The organism is Variovorax stachyos, assembly GCF_051400855.1.
GTDB lineage: Bacteria > Pseudomonadota > Gammaproteobacteria > Burkholderiales > Burkholderiaceae_C > Variovorax.
In genome coordinates this window covers 51739-67532 of the sequence record NZ_JBLFFN010000007.1, presented here as the reverse complement: position 1 = coordinate 67532, position 15794 = coordinate 51739, and the positions used below count along the sequence as shown (strand labels likewise).

13 protein-coding genes are annotated in these 15794 nt (G+C 69.4%); 7 read left to right on the top strand and 6 right to left on the bottom strand.

Features of this window, described 5'->3' with window-relative positions; genetic code table 11:
* Window positions 1-40 precede the first annotated feature (40 nt).
* The 3 genes from ACMGEZ_RS14635 to ACMGEZ_RS14625 are packed head-to-tail and all read right to left on the bottom strand — an operon-like array spanning window position 41 to window position 3758.
* The gene (locus ACMGEZ_RS14635; RefSeq protein WP_436823010.1) at window positions 41-970 is read right to left on the bottom strand and encodes a branched-chain amino acid ABC transporter permease; all 930 of its coding nucleotides are present in this window, start codon (window positions 968-970) and stop codon (window positions 41-43) included.
* Window positions 970-1803, bottom strand: coding sequence for an ABC transporter ATP-binding protein (locus ACMGEZ_RS14630; protein ID WP_436823009.1), 834 nt, complete (start codon window positions 1801-1803; stop codon window positions 970-972). Before ACMGEZ_RS14630 ends, ACMGEZ_RS14635 begins: the two co-directional genes overlap by 1 nt.
* Window positions 1800-3758 (bottom strand): AMP-dependent synthetase/ligase, encoded by a 1959-nt coding sequence (locus ACMGEZ_RS14625; protein ID WP_436823008.1) that lies wholly within the window; start codon window positions 3756-3758, stop codon window positions 1800-1802. The genes ACMGEZ_RS14630 and ACMGEZ_RS14625 overlap by 4 nt, the downstream gene beginning before the upstream one ends.
* 84 nt (window positions 3759-3842) lie before the next feature.
* Between ACMGEZ_RS14625 and ACMGEZ_RS14620 the strand changes: the two genes are divergently transcribed.
* Window positions 3843-4565, top strand: a complete 723-nt coding sequence (locus ACMGEZ_RS14620; protein ID WP_436823007.1) for a Crp/Fnr family transcriptional regulator — start codon at window positions 3843-3845, stop codon at window positions 4563-4565.
* Here the strand turns inward: ACMGEZ_RS14620 and ACMGEZ_RS14615 are convergent, their stop codons facing one another.
* Window positions 4566-5216 (bottom strand): SOS response-associated peptidase family protein, encoded by a 651-nt coding sequence (locus ACMGEZ_RS14615; RefSeq protein WP_436823006.1) that lies wholly within the window; start codon window positions 5214-5216, stop codon window positions 4566-4568.
* Window positions 5217-5316: 100 nt separating this feature from the next.
* Between ACMGEZ_RS14615 and ACMGEZ_RS14610 the strand changes: the two genes are divergently transcribed.
* Entirely contained in the window at window positions 5317-6081 is a 765-nt protein-coding gene (locus ACMGEZ_RS14610) for an SDR family NAD(P)-dependent oxidoreductase (RefSeq protein ID WP_436823005.1), read from the top strand.
* 296 nt (window positions 6082-6377) lie between these two features.
* Here ACMGEZ_RS14610 and ACMGEZ_RS14605 read toward each other — a convergent pair whose 3' ends face one another.
* Both ACMGEZ_RS14605 and ACMGEZ_RS14600 read right to left on the bottom strand, forming a co-directional pair.
* Complete coding sequence (locus tag ACMGEZ_RS14605; protein ID WP_436823004.1) at window positions 6378-7340, bottom strand: Bug family tripartite tricarboxylate transporter substrate binding protein; 963 nt, start codon at window positions 7338-7340, stop codon at window positions 6378-6380.
* A gap of 214 nt (window positions 7341-7554) precedes the next feature.
* Window positions 7555-7770, bottom strand: a complete 216-nt coding sequence (locus ACMGEZ_RS14600) for a hypothetical protein (RefSeq protein ID WP_436823003.1) — start codon at window positions 7768-7770, stop codon at window positions 7555-7557.
* A gap of 333 nt (window positions 7771-8103) precedes the next feature.
* Between ACMGEZ_RS14600 and ACMGEZ_RS14595 the strand changes: the two genes are divergently transcribed.
* The 5 genes from ACMGEZ_RS14595 (at window position 8104) to ACMGEZ_RS14575 (ending at window position 15781) form a co-directional block, all read left to right on the top strand.
* On the top strand, window positions 8104-8202 hold the full coding sequence (locus ACMGEZ_RS14595) for a potassium-transporting ATPase subunit F (RefSeq protein WP_162578354.1): 99 nt from the start codon (window positions 8104-8106) through the stop codon (window positions 8200-8202).
* 249 nt (window positions 8203-8451) lie between these two features.
* Window positions 8452-10236 carry a potassium-transporting ATPase subunit KdpA gene (gene kdpA / locus ACMGEZ_RS14590; RefSeq protein ID WP_436823278.1) on the top strand — a complete coding sequence of 595 codons (1785 nt, stop codon included), beginning with the start codon at window positions 8452-8454 and terminating at the stop codon, window positions 10234-10236.
* 11 nt (window positions 10237-10247) lie between these two features.
* The gene (kdpB, locus tag ACMGEZ_RS14585; RefSeq protein ID WP_436823002.1) at window positions 10248-12416 is read left to right on the top strand and encodes a potassium-transporting ATPase subunit KdpB; all 2169 of its coding nucleotides are present in this window, start codon (window positions 10248-10250) and stop codon (window positions 12414-12416) included.
* A gap of 13 nt (window positions 12417-12429) precedes the next feature.
* The gene (kdpC, locus tag ACMGEZ_RS14580; protein ID WP_436823001.1) at window positions 12430-13005 is read left to right on the top strand and encodes a potassium-transporting ATPase subunit KdpC; all 576 of its coding nucleotides are present in this window, start codon (window positions 12430-12432) and stop codon (window positions 13003-13005) included.
* 34 nt (window positions 13006-13039) lie between these two features.
* Window positions 13040-15781: a DUF4118 domain-containing protein gene (locus ACMGEZ_RS14575; RefSeq protein WP_436823000.1), complete on the top strand. Its 2742-nt coding sequence runs from the start codon at window positions 13040-13042 to the stop codon at window positions 15779-15781.
* The last annotated feature ends 13 nt before the right edge of the window (window positions 15782-15794 follow it).

Below are 15794 nucleotides of genomic sequence, written 5' to 3'. Positions count from 1 at the left end.
GGCAGCGATACACGAAGTGATGAGCGTGGGGGTTCATGTCTTAGACCCGATCGATGATCTTTTCGCCGAAGAGGCCTTGAGGCCGCACGAGGAGGAAGACGAGTGCCAGCACGTAGGCAAACCAGATCTCGATGCCGCCTCCCAGCATCGGCCCCAAATAGATTTCCGACAGCTTCTCGCCCATGCCGATCAGCAGCCCGCCGATGATCGCGCCCGGCACCGAGGTCAGTCCGCCCAGGATCACCACCGGCAGCGCCTTCAGCGCCACCAGCGAGAGCGAGAACTGCACGCCCAGCTTCGAGCCCCAGATGATCCCGGCCACCAGCGCCGCGAACCCGGCCACCGACCACACGATGACCCAGATGCGGTTGAGCGGAATGCCGATGGACTGCGCGGCCTGGTGGTCGTCGGCGACCGCGCGCAGGGCACGCCCGGTGGCGGTCTTCTGGAAGAACAGCGCCAGCACCGCCACCAGCGCGGCGGCAACGCCCGCGGCGATCAGGTCTTCCTGGCTCAGCAGCAGGCCGCCCGGGAAGGTGCTCTCCAGCACCATCAACGGCTCCTTGGGCATGCCGACGTCGATCTTGTAGATGTCGTTGCCGAACAGGGTCTGGCCCAGCCCGTCCAGGAAGTAGGCGATGCCCAGCGTGGCCATCAGCAGCGTGATGCCTTCCTGGTTGACCAGCCGGCTGAGCGCCAGCCGCTCGATCAGCCAGGCCACCACGATCATCACCGCCATCGCGGCGACGAAGGCCAGCAGGTTGGCGAGCACCTGGCTCTCGAAGCCCAGCCAGCGCGGGAACCATTCCGCGAAGCGCGCCATCGCCAGTGCCGCGAACAGCACCATCGCGCCCTGCGCGAAGTTGAAGACGCCGGAGGCCTTGTAGATCAGCACGAAGCCGATCGCGATCAGCGAATACAGCATGCCGACCATCAGGCCGCCGAACAGGGTTTCGATGAAAAAGCCCATCAGTGTTCCGTTCCGAGGTAAGCCCGGATCACGTCCTCGTTGTTGCGCACGTCGTCCGGCGTGCCGTCGCCGATCTTCTTGCCGTAGTCGAGCACCACCACGCGGTCCGAGATGTCCATCACCACGCCCATGTCGTGCTCGATCAGCACGATGGTGGTGCCGAACTCGTCGTTCACGTCGAGGATGAAGCGGCTCATGTCCTGCTTCTCCTCCACGTTCATGCCGGCCATGGGCTCGTCCAGCAGCAGCACCTGCGGCTCCATCGCCAGCGCGCGGCCGAGGTCGACGCGCTTCTGCAGGCCGTAGGGCAGGCGCCCCACGGGCGTCTTGCGGTGCAGCTGGATCTCCAGGAAGTCGATGATGCGTTCGACGAACTCGCGGTTCGCGATCTCCTCGCGCTCGGCCGGGCCCCAGCGCAGCGCCTGCGCGAGCAGGCCGCTCTTCATCTTGAGGTTGCGGCCCGTCATGATGTTGTCGAGCACGCTCATGCCCTTGAACAGCGCCAGATTCTGGAAGGTGCGCGCCACGCCCATCTCGGCGACCTGGCGCGAGTTCATGTGCCTGAAATGCTGCCCGCGGAAGGTGATGGAACCCTGCTGCGGCTGGTAGACGCCGTTGATGCAGTTGAGCATCGAGCTCTTGCCCGCCCCGTTGGGGCCGATGATGGCCCGCACCTCGTGCTCGCGCACGTCGAAGCTGATGTCGGTCAGCGCCTTCACGCCGCCGAAGGACAGCGAGATGTTCTGCACGTCGAGGATGACCTCGCCGATGCGCCGGCCGGCGCCGGTGGCGCTGGCAAGCACGGCGGTCTCGGCGCTGTTCTGCGCGTTCATGCCGCGGCCTTCAACGGTGGGAAGCGCTTGGCTTCGACGATCTTCAGCGTGGCGTTCACCACGCCCGTGCGCCCATCCTCGAACTTGACCTGCGTCTCGATGTACTGCTCGGTCTTGCCGCCGTAGAGCGCATCGACCAGCACGCGGTACTTGTCGGCGATGAAGCCGCGCCGCACCTTGCGCGTGCGGGTGAGCTCGTCGTCGTCGGGATCCAGCTCCTTGTGCAGCACCAGGAAGCGTGCGATCTGCGTGTCGCCCATGCCTTCCTCGATCGCCAGGTCGGCGTTCACCTTCTCGACGCATTCGGCAACCAGCTGCAGCACCTCGGGCTTGCCGGCCAGGTCCACGTAGCCGCCGTAGGGGAGGCCGCGGCGCTCGGCCCAGTTGCCCACCGCCTCGTAGTCGATGTTGATGGCGGCGCAGACCTCCTCGCGCCCGTTGCCGAAGCACACCGCTTCCTTGATCTGCGGGAAGAACTTGAGCTTGTTCTCGATGTAGTTGGGCGCGAAGATCGCGCCGCTCGAGAGCTTGCCCACGTCCTTGGCGCGGTCGATGATGCGCAGATGCCCCTCGGCGTCGATCACGCCGGCATCGCCGGTGTGGAAATAGCCCTCGGCATCGAGCACCTCGGCGGTTGCGTCGGGCCGCTTGTAGTACTCCTTCAGCACCGAGACGCCTCGCACCAGCACCTCGCCGTCCGGTGCAATGCGCAGCTCGATGCCGGGCGCCGCGCTGCCCACGGTCTGCAGCTTGACCTTGCCGTCCTGCTGCAGGCAGACATAGGCGCAGGTCTCGGTCTGGCCATAGAACTGCTTGAGGTTGACGCCGATCGAGCGGTAGAAGCGGAACAGGTCGGGCCCGATCGCCGCGCCCGCGGTGTAGGCCACGCGGATGCGGCTCATGCCCAGCACATTGCGCAGCGGTCCGTAGATCAGCAGGTCGCCCAGCCGGTAGAGCAGCCGGTCGCCCAGCCCCACCTTCGCACCGTTCAGGATGTCGGCACCCACGCGCTGCGCCAGCGCCATGAACCTGGCGTAGAGCCAGCGCTTGGGCGCCGCAGCGTCTTCCATGCGGATCGACACCGCCGTCAGCAGGCCCTCGAAGGTGCGCGGCGGGCCGAAGTAGTAGCTGGGCCCGATCTCGCGCATGTCGTTCATCACCGTGGCCGAGGACTCGGGGCAGTTGAGCGTGAAGCCGCCCACCATCCATTGCGCCACCGAGAACAGGTGGTCGCCGACCCAGGCCATCGGCAGGTAGCTCATGACGTTGTCGCCGGGGCCGAGCTTGTCGCTCTCGACGCCGCCGCGGCCTGCCGCGATGAAGCTGGCATGCGTCTGGCACACGCCCTTGGGCCGGCCGGTGGTGCCGGAGGTGTAGAGGATCACCGCGACATCGCCGGGCTCGACGCTGTTCAGGCTCTGCTCGAAGAAGGCGGGCTGCGCGCTGTCGAAGGCGCGGCCCAGCTCCCGCAGGCGCTCGTAGCCGAGCAGCCCCGGCTGCGCGTAGTGCCGCAGCCCACGCGGGTCGTCGTACACGATGTGGCGCAGCCCCTGCTTGCCCTGGGCCGCCATCAGCTCGCGGCATTCCAGCAGCTTGTCGACCTGCTCCTGGTCCTCGGCGATCACGAAGTCGATCGCGGCATCCTCCAGCATGAAGACCATCTCGCCCGCCACCGCGTCCTGGTAGAGCGGCACCGGCACGCCGCGCAGGCTCTGCGCCGCCAGCACCGCCATGTACAGGTGCGGGCGGTTGGCGCCGACGATCGCGAGGTTGTCGCCCGGCTTGAAGCCGAGGCTGGCAAGCCCGCAGGCGATCTCGCGCACTTCGCGGGCCACGTCCGACCAGCTCCAGGTTTGCCAGATGCCGAGGTCCTTCTCGCGCACGGCCGGCGCGTCGGGCTGGCGCTGCGCATGGGCCAGCAACAGGCGGGGAAAGGTGTTGTCGGTGGTTTGCACGATGGGCGGACTTTAGAACCGCGCTTGTCGCCAGCTTGTCGTTTCAACGACAATCCTAGGGACACTACTCCCCGGAGTTTCCCGATGACTCGCGGCACTTCGAACGGCGCCTCTTCCTTGCGCGAGCGCGTGCGGCCGGCCACGCCGGAAGAGCTGAAGAACATTCCCTGGCTTCACACCCTCACGCCCGCGGAACGCCGCCGCGCCGAGGCCGCCGTGGTGGTGGGCGACGCCCAGTCCGGCGACCTGGTCTGCCGCATCGGCCGTCCGCCCACGTTCTGGTTCGGCGTTGTCGAAGGCCTGCTCAAGATGAGCAACGACAACGCCGATGGCACCTCGATGACCTACAGCGGCCTGCCGCCCGGCGGGTGGTTCGGCGAGGGCACGGCGCTCAAGCGCGAGCCCTATCGCTACAACATCCAGGCCCTTCGCCGCAGCGTGGTGGCAGGCCTGCCGGTGGACGACTTCCACTGGCTGCTGGACCATTCGATCGGCTTCAACCGCTTCGTGATGAACCAGCTTAACGAGCGGCTCGGCCAGTTCATTGCCGCACGCGAGGCCGACCGCCTCAACAACCCCGATGCGCGGGTCGCGCGCAACCTGGCGGCGCTGTTCAACCCGGTGCTCTTCCCCGGCGTGGGGGAGCTGCTGCGCATCACCCAACAGGAGCTGGCCTATCTCATCGGCTTGTCGCGCCAGCGCGTCAACGAGGCGCTGCGGACGCTGCAGGCGAAGGGTGCGATCCGGGTCGAGTACGGCGGGGTGCGTGTGCTCGACCTCGCCGCCTTGCGCGCGGGTGGAGGCTAGTCAGCACGCTGCGGGCGCGCGCTCGGGCATGGGGATGGAGGGATCGCGCACCATCGTGCGGCGCACCAGCTGGTCCTGCGCATAGGGGCGCAGGTAGGCGGTCGTCTCTTCGACAGGGCAATGCAGCCAGTCGTCGAGCCAGGCCTCGCGCAGGAAGACCACGCGGCGCTGGACGGGCTGCTCCACTGCGGGCAGTGTCAGCAGCGCGAAGCTTTCGACGCACTCGCCATCGGGCGCGCGCCAGCCGTTCCACAGGCCGGCCATCGCCAGCGGCTGGCCGTCGGCGCGGGTGACGCGCACCACCGAATCTTCGGTGTCGCCGCGGCGGTACAGCGCATCGGCCAGCACCACGCAGCGGTGCCCGCGCTTCCACGGCTGATAGAAATTGCGCTCGCTCGCGGCCGTTTCGCCGCGGGCCTCGAAGGTGTAGGGATACTCGCGCTCCCTGGCGAACAGCGGGATCAGGCCCCAGCGGCCCGCGGCCGCCTCGAAGCGCGTGGTGACGGCGCTGCCTTCGCGGTCGCCACGCGGGCGGCGGATGAAGGTGCCCTGCCCGCCAGGGCGGATCACCGGCGGCTGTGCAGGGCTTGAAAGTCCAAAGCCCTCGAGGAAGTGGCGCGGGTCGCGCGTTGGCTCGTACTGGATGGGCATTGGCTGACTTTAAGAAGGCGCGCCGCGCTTCGTCAATCCGCCTATAGGATCGACGCCACACGGCATATCGCCGTCGATGACGCATTTCACGAGATCATTCATGAATTCCTCGCAACTCACGATCATCACCGGCGCCTCGCGCGGCCTGGGCCGCGCCATGGCCGAGCAGCTGCTGGCCCGGCCCGGGCAGCGCCTGCTGTGCATTTCCCGCCGCGCCGACGATGCACTCGCCGCCCGCGCCCGCGAGGCCGGCGTCGAACTCGAGCAATGGCAGCAGGACCTGGCCGACCCGGTGCCCGCCGCCGCCCGGCTCGCTGCCTGGCTCCAGGGCCTGGACGGGCAGGCCTTCGACGGCGTCGCGCTGATCAACAACGCAGGCACCGTCGGCCGCACCCGGCCGCTCTCGCAGGCCGTCGCGGCCGAGCTGTCGCAGGCGCTTCGCGTCGGCCTGGAAGCGCCGCTGCTGCTCACCTCGGCCTTTCTCGCCGCCACCCGCGGCTGGCGCGGCGAGCGCAAGGTGCTCAACATCTCCTCCGGCCTCGGCCGCAACGCCATGGCCAGCCAGGCCCCCTATTGCGCGGCCAAGGCCGGCATGGACCACTTCTCGCGCGCCGTGGCGCTGGAAGAAGAGGCGCTGGGCGGCGGCGCGAAGATCGTCTCCCTCGCGCCCGGCGTGATCGACACCGACATGCAGGTGCAGCTGCGCGGGGCAGAGGCCGACATGTTCCCGGACCGCGCGCGCTTCGAGCGGCTGAAGGCGCAGGGCCAACTCGACACGCCGGCCTCGGCGGCCGCGAAGGTACTCGCCTACCTGGCTCGCCCGGACTTCGGCAGCAAGCCGGTCGCCGATGTGCGCGACGCCTAGACCGGCGCCCTTCCAGGAACACCGCGGAACCGGCTTTGCCGGGCCGCTGGTGTTGCCCCCGGTAGGGGGTGGGCGGCTACACGAAGTGAGCCAACCTGGGGGCGAGCAACATGCCCACCGCGGAACCGGCTTTGCCGGGCCGCTGGTGTTGCCCCCGGTAGGGGGTGGGCGGCTACACGAAGTGAGCCAACCTGGGGGCGAGCAACATGCCCACCGCGGAACCGGCTTTGCCGGGCCGCTGGTGTTGCCCCCAGCAAGGGGGTGGGCGGCTACACGAAGTGAGCCAACCTGGGGGTTTACTCAATGACCGCGCCGGAGGCCTTCACGATGTCGCGCCACTTCAGATAGTCGGTCTTCAGCAGCGTGCCGAACTGCTCCGGCGTCATGCCCTGCGGCTCGGCGCCCTGCGCAACGATCGCGGCCTTCATCTCGGGCGTGGCCAGCAGCTTGTTCACCTCGGCGTTCAACGTGGTGACGATCTCCTTGGGCGTGCCCGCCGGCGCGAAGAGCCCGTACCAGGTGCTCACGTCGAAGTCCTTGTAGCCCAGCTCGGCCACGGTGGGCACATCGGGCAGCGAACTGCTGCGCTTGGCCGAGGTCACGGCCAGGGCGCGCAGCTTGCCGGACTTGATCTGCCCCATCGCCGATGGCAATGAGGACACCATCAGGTCCACGTTGCCGGCCAGCACGTCCATCATGGCCGGGTTGGAACCCTTGTAGGGCACGTGGCGCATCTTGATGCTGGCAGCGCTCTTGAAGATCTCGCCGGCCAGGTGGATGGTGGTGCCGTTGCCCGGCGACCCGTAGGTCACGCTGTCCGGCGCCGCGCGCGCGGCATCGACCACGTCCTTCAGGCTCTTGAACTTCGATTCGGTGCGCGTGACGATCACCACCGGCGTATAGGCCACGTGCGCCACGGCCGTCAGGTCCTTGGTCGGCTCGTAGCTGAGGTTCTTGTACAGCCAGGGCGCGACGACCATGTTGTCCTTCTGGCCCATCACGATGTCGTAGCCGGTCGGCTGTGCGCGCACGGCCTCGGCGATGCCGATGGTGCCGCCGGCGCCCGCCCGGTTGTCCGGCACCACGGTCCATTTGCTGACCTCGGTGAGCTTGGTCGCCACCAGCCGCGACAGGATGTCGGTGCCGCCGCCGGGCGGGAAGGGCACGATCAGGCGCACGGGCTTGGCGGGATAGGGCTGGGCCTGCACGGCGGCGAACGCCAGTGCCAGGGCCGCGGAGGTCAGCAGCTTTCGGATCATGGGGTGTTGTCTCTTCGTTTCGGCGCAGCCTGAAGGCTGCGCAGGATGGGGCGGGCAGTGTGCCGGATCGAGGGCGATGAAGGGTGCGCGATTCGCGAAGGGCATCTTATCGAAGCGCGAACGCCCGGGCTCGACGGTGCAACGAAGGAACAAACCTGAGCATGACTTTCGCGTATCTGAAACACGCGAAAGTCCGGATTCGAGTTGTCTTTCCTCAGTGCATCGTCTGCGGCGCGCCATCACCGCCGCGCGCGTCGGCGCGCCGCTGCAGCGCCGCGATGCCGGCCATCATGGCCGCGCCATAGGTGGGCATCGGCCCCTCGGCGGCGTCGATGGGGCGGCAGTCGCTGCCGTCCTGCTTCTGCAGCACCCAGTAGAAGTGGCCGGCAATCGGTTCGTCCACGATGAGTGCGATGGCTTCCGTTTCCATGTGAGTCCTCGTCTTTCAGTTCGAGCATCGGTTGTACGCAGGCCGAGGACGATCCGGTAGCGAGGAATTCACAAAGCGGCCCCCGCCGCGCCGCAAAAGCCCGGCGAGTGTGCAAATGCGCACGGCATCCGGCCTTTACGCCTTTTTTACGGCCGGCACCCGACTCTGTTCCCCATCTTTACGCGTGCCTCGCGAGACTGCCCGCACGTGCTTCGCATGCAGGAGTTGAAAGATGGATTTCGTATGGATCGCCGCCATCGCGGTGTTGTGGGTCGTCATGGCGCAGGCGGTCATCGGCCTCGCCAGGCTCGACGCGCCCAAGGGAGAGCCCAAGTGATCAGCCTCGATGTGCTCTATGGATTCGCCGGCCTGCTGGCCGTGGTCCTGTTCGCCTACCTGGTTTTCGCTCTGATCTGCGCCGAGGAATTTTGATGAATCAAGCTCTCCCCCAGGTTGGCTCACTTCGTGTAGCCGCCCACCCCCTCACCGGGGGCAACACCAGCGGCCCGGCAAAGCCGGTTCCCCGGTGGGGATGTTGCTCGCCCCCAGGTTGGCTCACTTCGTGTAGCCGCCCACCCCCTCACCGGGGGCAACACCAGCGGCCCGGCAAAGCCGGTTCCCCGGTGTTCGCTGGCGAGGCATTCCACTGCGGAGGCCACTTCCGTGAATAGCGCCGCCTGGATGCTTCTGGGTCTTTACCTCGTGGTGCTCGGCCTTCTCGCCTGGCCGCTCGGCTGCTGGCTCGCGGCGCTGTGCGAAGGCCGGCTTCCCGGCTGGATGCAACGTGCCGAAGCGCCGCTCTACAAGCTCGCCGGCGTGGACGCGGGGCATGCCATGCACTGGCGTGGCTATGCGCTGGCGCTGCTGGCTTTCAATGCCGTCGGCGCACTCGCTCTCTATGGCCTGCAACGCCTGCAGCACCTGCTGCCGCTCAACCCTGCAGGCATGGGCGCGGTGTCGCCCGACTCGGCGTTCAACACGGCCGTGAGCTTCGTCTCCAACACCAACTGGCAAGGCTATGCCGGCGAGTCGACCATGAGCTATCTCACGCAGATGCTGGGGCTCGCGGTGCAGAACTTCTTCTCCGCCGCCACCGGCGTCGCGGTCGCCTTCGCGCTGGCACGCGGCTTCGCTGCCCGCAACACCGACGGAAGGGGCTTCGTCGGCAACGTCTGGGTCGACGTGACCCGCATCACCGCCTGGCTGCTGCTGCCGATCTCGTTCGTGATCGCCATGGTGTTCGTGGGCCAGGGAACGATCCAGAACTTCGACAGCTACAAGACGGTGGCCACGCTGGAAGCCACGGCCTACCAGAACCCCAGGCTCGATGCCGCCGGCCAGGCGCTGAAGGATGCGGCCGGCAATGCGTTGACCGAAAACGCGAGCACCACCACCCAGACCCTGGCCATGGGCCCGGTCGCCTCGCAGGAGGCGATCAAGCTGCTGGGCACCAACGGCGGCGGCTTCTTCAACGCCAACTCGGCGCACCCCTACGAGAACCCGACCGCACTCGCCAACGTCGTGCAGATGATCGCGATCTTCCTGATCCCGGCCGCGCTGTGCTTCGCCTTCGGCCGCGTGGTCGGCGACCCGCGGCAGGGCTGGGCCATCCTGGCGGCGATGACGGTGATGTTCGTGCTGGCCGTGGTCGCGGTGGTCCCGGCCGAGCACGCCGGCAATCCGCTCCTGGCGCCGCTGGGCGTCGACCAGGCGTCGAGCGCCCTGCAGGCCGGCGGCAACATGGAAGGCAAGGACGTGCGCTTCGGCATCGACGCCTCCGCGCTCTTCGCGGCCGTCACCACCGCTGCGTCCTGCGGCGCGGTAATCGCCATGCACGACTCCTTCACGCCGCTGGGCGGCATGGTGCCGCTGGTGCTGATGCAGCTCGGCGAGGTGGTGTTCGGCGGCGTCGGCACCGGCCTCTACGGCATGCTGGTCTTCGCGGTGTTGGCGGTGTTCATCGCCGGGCTGATGATCGGCCGCACGCCCGAGTACCTCGGCAAGAAGATCGAGATCCGCGAGATGAAGCTGACCTCGATCGCGATCCTGGTCACGCCGATCCTGGTGCTGGCCGGAACGGCCGTCGCCGTCATCGCCGATCCGGGCAAGGCGGGCATCGCGAACCCGGGCGCGCATGGTTTTTCCGAGATCCTCTACGCCTTCACCTCGGCCGGCAACAACAACGGCAGCGCCTTTGCCGGCCTGTCGGCCAACACGCCCTTCTACAACACGATGCTGGCCATCGCGATGTGGTTCGGCCGCTTCGGCGTGATCGTGCCGGTGCTCGCCATCGCGGGCTCGCTGGCCGCCAAGAAGCGCCTGCCGGTCACGGCCGGCACCATGCCCACGCACGGCCCGCTGTTCGTCACGCTGCTGATCGGCACCGTGCTGCTGGTCGGCTTGCTCAACTACGTGCCGGCGCTGGCCCTCGGGCCGGTGGTCGAACACCTGATGCTGTGGAAATGAGGCCGCAGACCATGCAAAAGAATCCCGCTCCGGTTCCCGTCGGCGACGCCGCCCGCCCCGCGGCCGTGGCCGAAGCCGCGGCGCCGGCCAAGAAGAAAAAACACCTCGGCCTCTTCGACGCCGAGCTGGTGCGCCCCGCGCTGTTTGCCGCCCTCGCCAAGCTGGACCCGCGCGTCCAGTGGCGCAACCCGGTGATGTTCATCGTCTACATCGGCAGCATCCTCACGACGCTGCTGTGGGTGCATGCGCTGAGCTTCCCCGGCGACACCGGCACGGCGCCTGCCTTCATGTTGGCGATCTCGATCTGGCTGTGGTTCACCGTGCTCTTCGCCAACTTCGCCGAGGCTTTGGCCGAAGGCCGCAGCAAGGCACAGGCCGCCTCGCTGCGCGGCCTGCGCAAGGACACCTGGGCCAAGAAGATGCTGGAGCCGCACCACGGCGGCAAATGGCTGCCGCTGCAAGCTCCCGAGTTGCGCCGCGGCGACGTGGTGCTGGTCGAGGCGCACGACGTGATCCCGCTGGACGGCGAAGTGATCGAGGGCGTGGCCTCGGTCGACGAGAGCGCCATCACCGGCGAATCGGCGCCGGTGGTGCGCGAATCGGGCGGCGACTTCTCGGCCGTGACCGGCGGCACGCGCGTGTTGTCCGACTGGCTGGTGGTGCGCGTCACCGTCAACCCGGGCGAGTCCTTTCTCGACCGCATGATCGGCATGGTGGAGGCCGCCAAGCGCCAGAAGACCCCCAACGAGATCGCGCTGACCATCCTGCTGGTCGCGCTGACGCTGGTGTTCCTGATGGTCACGGTCACGCTGCTGCCGTATTCCATCTTCAGCGTGGGCGCGATGAACGCCGGCGCGGTGGTGTCGCTGACGGCGCTGGTCGCGCTGCTGGTGTGCCTGATCCCGACCACCATCGGCGGCCTGCTGTCGGCGGTGGGCGTGGCCGGCATGAGCCGCATGATGCAGGCCAACGTGATCGCGACCTCGGGCCGCGCGGTGGAAGCCGCGGGCGACGTCGACGTGCTGCTGCTCGACAAGACCGGCACCATCACGCTCGGCAACCGCCAGGCCAGTGCCTTCCTGCTCGCCCCCGGCGTGACGCAGCAGCGGCTGGCGCGCGCCGCGCTGCTGGCCTCGCTGGCCGACGAAACACCCGAGGGCCGCAGCATCGTCGAACTGGCCCGCCGCGGCGGCGTCGACGAGCGGGCAGCCGACGGCACTCGCTTCGTGCCCTTCACCGCGCAGACGCGCATGAGCGGCGTGGACCTGCCGGCCGCGCCGAACGCCCTCGACGCCGACCAGGTGCCGCTGCGCAAGGGCGCGGTCGATGCGGTGCGGCGCCACGTGGAGATGCTCGGCGGCGCGATGCCGGCCGAGCTGCTGCGCGCCGCCGACGAGGTCGCGCGCCGCGGCAGTACGCCGCTGGCGGTGGCCGAGGGCCGGCGGGTGCTGGGCATCGTCGAGCTCAAGGACATCGTCAAGTCCGACATCCGCGAGCGCTTCGCCGAACTGCGCCGCATGGGCATCCGCACGGTGATGATCACCGGCGACAACAAGCTGACCGCCGCGGCCATCGCGGCCGAGGCCGGCGTCGACGACTTCCTGGCCGAGGCCACGCCCGAGGACAAGCTGGCGCTGATCCGCAAGTACCAGTCCGAAGGCCGCCTGGTCGCGATGACCGGCGACGGCACCAACGACGCGCCCGCCCTGGCCCAGGCCGACGTGGCGGTGGCCATGGGCTCGGGCACGCAGGCGGCCAAGGAGGCCGGCAACATGGTCGACCTCGACTCCAATCCGACCAAGCTGCTGGAAGTGGTGGAGACCGGCAAGGCCCTGCTGATGACGCGCGGTTCGCTCACCACCTTCTCGATCGCCAACGACGTGGCGAAGTACTTCGCCATCATCCCGGCGATCTTCGTGTCGACCTACCCGCAGCTCGCGGCGCTCAACGTGATGCGGCTGGCGAGTCCTTCGTCGGCCATCCTGTCGGCGGTGATCTTCAACGCGCTGATCATCGTGTTCCTGATCCCGCTCGCGCTGAAGGGCGTGCGCTACCGGCCGGTGGGCGCCGCCGCGCTGCTGCGCCGCAACCTCGCGATTTACGGCCTCGGTGGCCTGGTCGTGCCCTTCGTCGGCATCAAGCTCATCGACTGGCTGCTGGTTGCCGTCGGCCTGGTCTGAAGGAAGCATCCCCATGTTCAAGATTCTTCGCCCGACGCTCGTCGTCTTCGTGCTGCTCAGCGCCCTGACCGGGCTGCTCTATCCGCTGGCCGTGACCGGCGCCGCGCAGGCGCTGTTCCCGGCGCAGGCGGCGGGCAGCCTGGTGCTGCGCGACGGCAGGCCGGTGGGTTCCTCGCTGATCGGCCAGAACTTCAGCGATCCGGCGCACTTCTGGGGCCGGCCCTCGGCCACCGCACCCATGCCCTACAACGCGAGCGCTTCCGGCGGCTCCAACCAGGGGCCGCTGAACCCGGCGTTCGCCGATGCGGTCAGGCGCCGCGTGGAGGCGCTGCGCGCGGCCGATCCGGGCAACGCGCAGCCGGTGCCGGTGGACCTGGTCACGGCTTCGGCCAGCGGGCTCGATCCGCACATCAGCCCGGCCGCGGCCCGCTACCAGGCGGCACGCGTGGCGCGGCTGCGCAAGCTGCCGCTCGACCGCGTCGAGCAACTGATCGACGATCACACCGAAGGCCGGTGGCTCGGCCTCATCGGCGAGCCGCGCGTGAACGTGCTGGCGCTCAACCTGGCCCTGGATGGCGCCGTGCGCTGACGGGGGTGCGATAACCTGCGGCGTGCCCGCCTTCATGAACGACGCTGCCCGCCCCGACCCCGACGCCCTGCTGGCCGAGCTGCGCGCACAGGAGGCGCAGGCGCAGCGCGGCAAGCTGCGCATCTACTTCGGCGCCAGCGCCGGCGTCGGCAAGACCTGGGCCATGCTGAGCGCCGCGCAGCGCGAGCAAGCGGGCGGCCGCGACGTGGTGATCGGGGTGGTCGAGACGCATGGCCGCAGTGAAACCGCGGCACTGCTGGCCGGCCTGGAGACCTTGCCGCCGCGCGAGGTGTCCTACCGCGGCCGCACCCTGGCCGAGTTCGACCTCGATGGCGCGCTGGCGCGCAAGCCCGCGGTGCTGCTGGTCGACGAGCTCGCGCATTCCAACGCGCCCGGCTCGCGCCACGCCAAGCGCTGGCAGGACGTGCAGGAGCTGCAGGCCGCGGGCATCGAGGTCTGGTCGGCGCTCAACGTGCAGCACCTGGAAAGCCTCAACGGCACGGTGGGCGCGATCACCGGCGTGCGCGTGCACGAGACCGTGCCCGACACGGTGCTCGACGAGGCCGACGAGGTGGTGCTGGTCGACGTCACTGCCGACGAGCTCACGGCGCGGCTCGCGGCCGGCAAGGTCTACCTGCCGCAGCAGGCCGAGCGGGCGGCGCAGAACTTCTTCCGCAAGGGAAACCTCATCGCGCTGCGCGAGATCGCGTTGCGGCGCACCGCCGAGCATGTGGAGGACGACGTGCGCGGCTGGCGCATCGAGCAGTCCGGGCCCGAGGGCGAGGCCGGGCCGCCGGCCTGGAACACCTCCGGCGCGATCCTCGCCTGCGTGGGCCCGCACGAGGGCGCGGGCCAGACGGTGCGCACCGCCGCGCGGCTGGCGGGCCAGCTCAACGTGCGCTGGCATGCGGCCTACGTCGAGACGCCGCGCCTGCAGCGGCTGGATGCGCCGCGGCGCGACCGCATCCTTGCGGTGCTCCAGCTCGCCGAAGAGCTGGGCGCGGAGACCGCGGTGCTGACCGGCGAGAACGTGGCCGAGGCGCTCGCCGCCCAGGCGCGGCGCCTCAACTGCGCCACGCTGGTGGTGGGGCGGCCGGAACCGGAGCGCGGCTGGCGGCGTTGGTGGCCGCAGCGCGTGCTGACGCGCGAGCTCGCGCGCCATGCGCCGGGCATCGACATCGTCGAAGCGGCGCGAGCGGACAGCTCCCGCCGCCTCGCCCAGCCGCGCCCCGGCCGGCTCGGCGACCGCGGCGTGGAGGACAGCGACCGTCCGCAGGCGCGCTGGCCCGGCTACGCCTGGGCGGCGGCCAGCAGCGTCGCCGTCACCCTGCTGGCCACGCCGCTGGCGGGCGTGCTGGAGCTGGCCAACATCGTCATGCTGTTCCTGCTCGGCGTGGTCGGCGTCGCGGTGCGCTTCGGCCGCGGCCCGGCCGCGTTCGCGGCGCTGCTCAATGTCGCGGCCTTCGATTTCTTCTTCGTCTCGCCGCGCCTTTCCTTCGCAGTCAGCGACGTGCAGTACGTCCTGACTTTCGCGGTCATGCTGGGCGTGGGCCTGCTGGTCGGCCAGTTGACCGCCGGCTTGCGTTTTGCCGCCGGCGTTTCCACCAGCCGCGAGCGGCGTGCGCAGTCGCTCTTCGAGCTGACGCGCGAGCTGTCGGCCGCGCTCGAGACCTCGCAGGTCGTGCAGTTGGGCGCGGCCGCGGTGCAGGGCCACTTCGGCGGCCGCGCGCTGGTGCTCGTGGCCGATGCCGGCGACCGCCTGGCGATGCCCGCCGAGCTGCCGCCCGGCTTCGACCCCAGCGTCGCCGACTGGACCTTCCGCCATGGCCAGCCGGCTGGGCTCGCCACCGCCACGCTGGCAGCCCAGCCCTGGCACTACGTGCCGCTCAAGGCGCCGATGCGGGTGCGCGGCGTGCTCGCGCTGGAGCCGGCGCAGCCGCGCTGGCTGATGATCCCGGAGCAGGCGCAGCAGCTCGACACGCTGGCGCGGCAGATCGCGATCGCGCTGGAGCGGGTGCACTACGTGGACGTGGCCCAGCAGGCGGTGGTCGAGATGGAATCGGAGCGGCTGCGCAACGCGCTGCTCGGCGCGATCTCGCACGACGTGCGCACGCCACTGACGGCGCTGATCGCGCTGGCCGAATCGCTGCAGGCGCCGCCCGGCGCGGCGGGGGTCGATCCGCCCGCGGTGGCACGGGCCATCGCCGCGCAGGCGCACCAGCTGCATGCGCTGGTCAACAACCTGCTGGACATGGCGCGGCTCGAAAGCGGCATCGCGGGCGGCGCGGTCCAGCTGCGGCGCGAATGGCAGTCGGTCGAGGAGGTGGTGGGCGCGGCCATCCGCGCCGCGCGGCCCGCGCTCGGCGAGATGGCGGTGCAGACAGACCTGCCGCCCGAGCTGCCGCTGGTCGAGTTCGACGCCGTGCTGATCGAGCGCGTGCTGGTCAACCTGCTTGAGAACGCCGGCAAGTACGGCGCCGCGCCGGTCGTGATCGGCGCGCGTGCCACCGAGCACTCGCTGTTGCTGAGCGTGCGCGACCACGGGCCGGGCCTGCCGCCGGCGCTCAAGGGCCGCGAGCAGACGCTGTTCGACAAGTTCACGCGCGGCCAGGCCGAGTCGGCCACGCCCGGCGTGGGGCTGGGGTTGGCCATCTGCAAGGCAGTGGTCAGCGCCCACGGTGGCGAAATCACCGCCGCCAATGCCGTGGATGGTGGGGCGGTGTTCACCGTGACGCTGCCTCGGCGCGAGGCTCCTGTGACTGAAGAGGCGGGGTGAAAATGCAGACCTC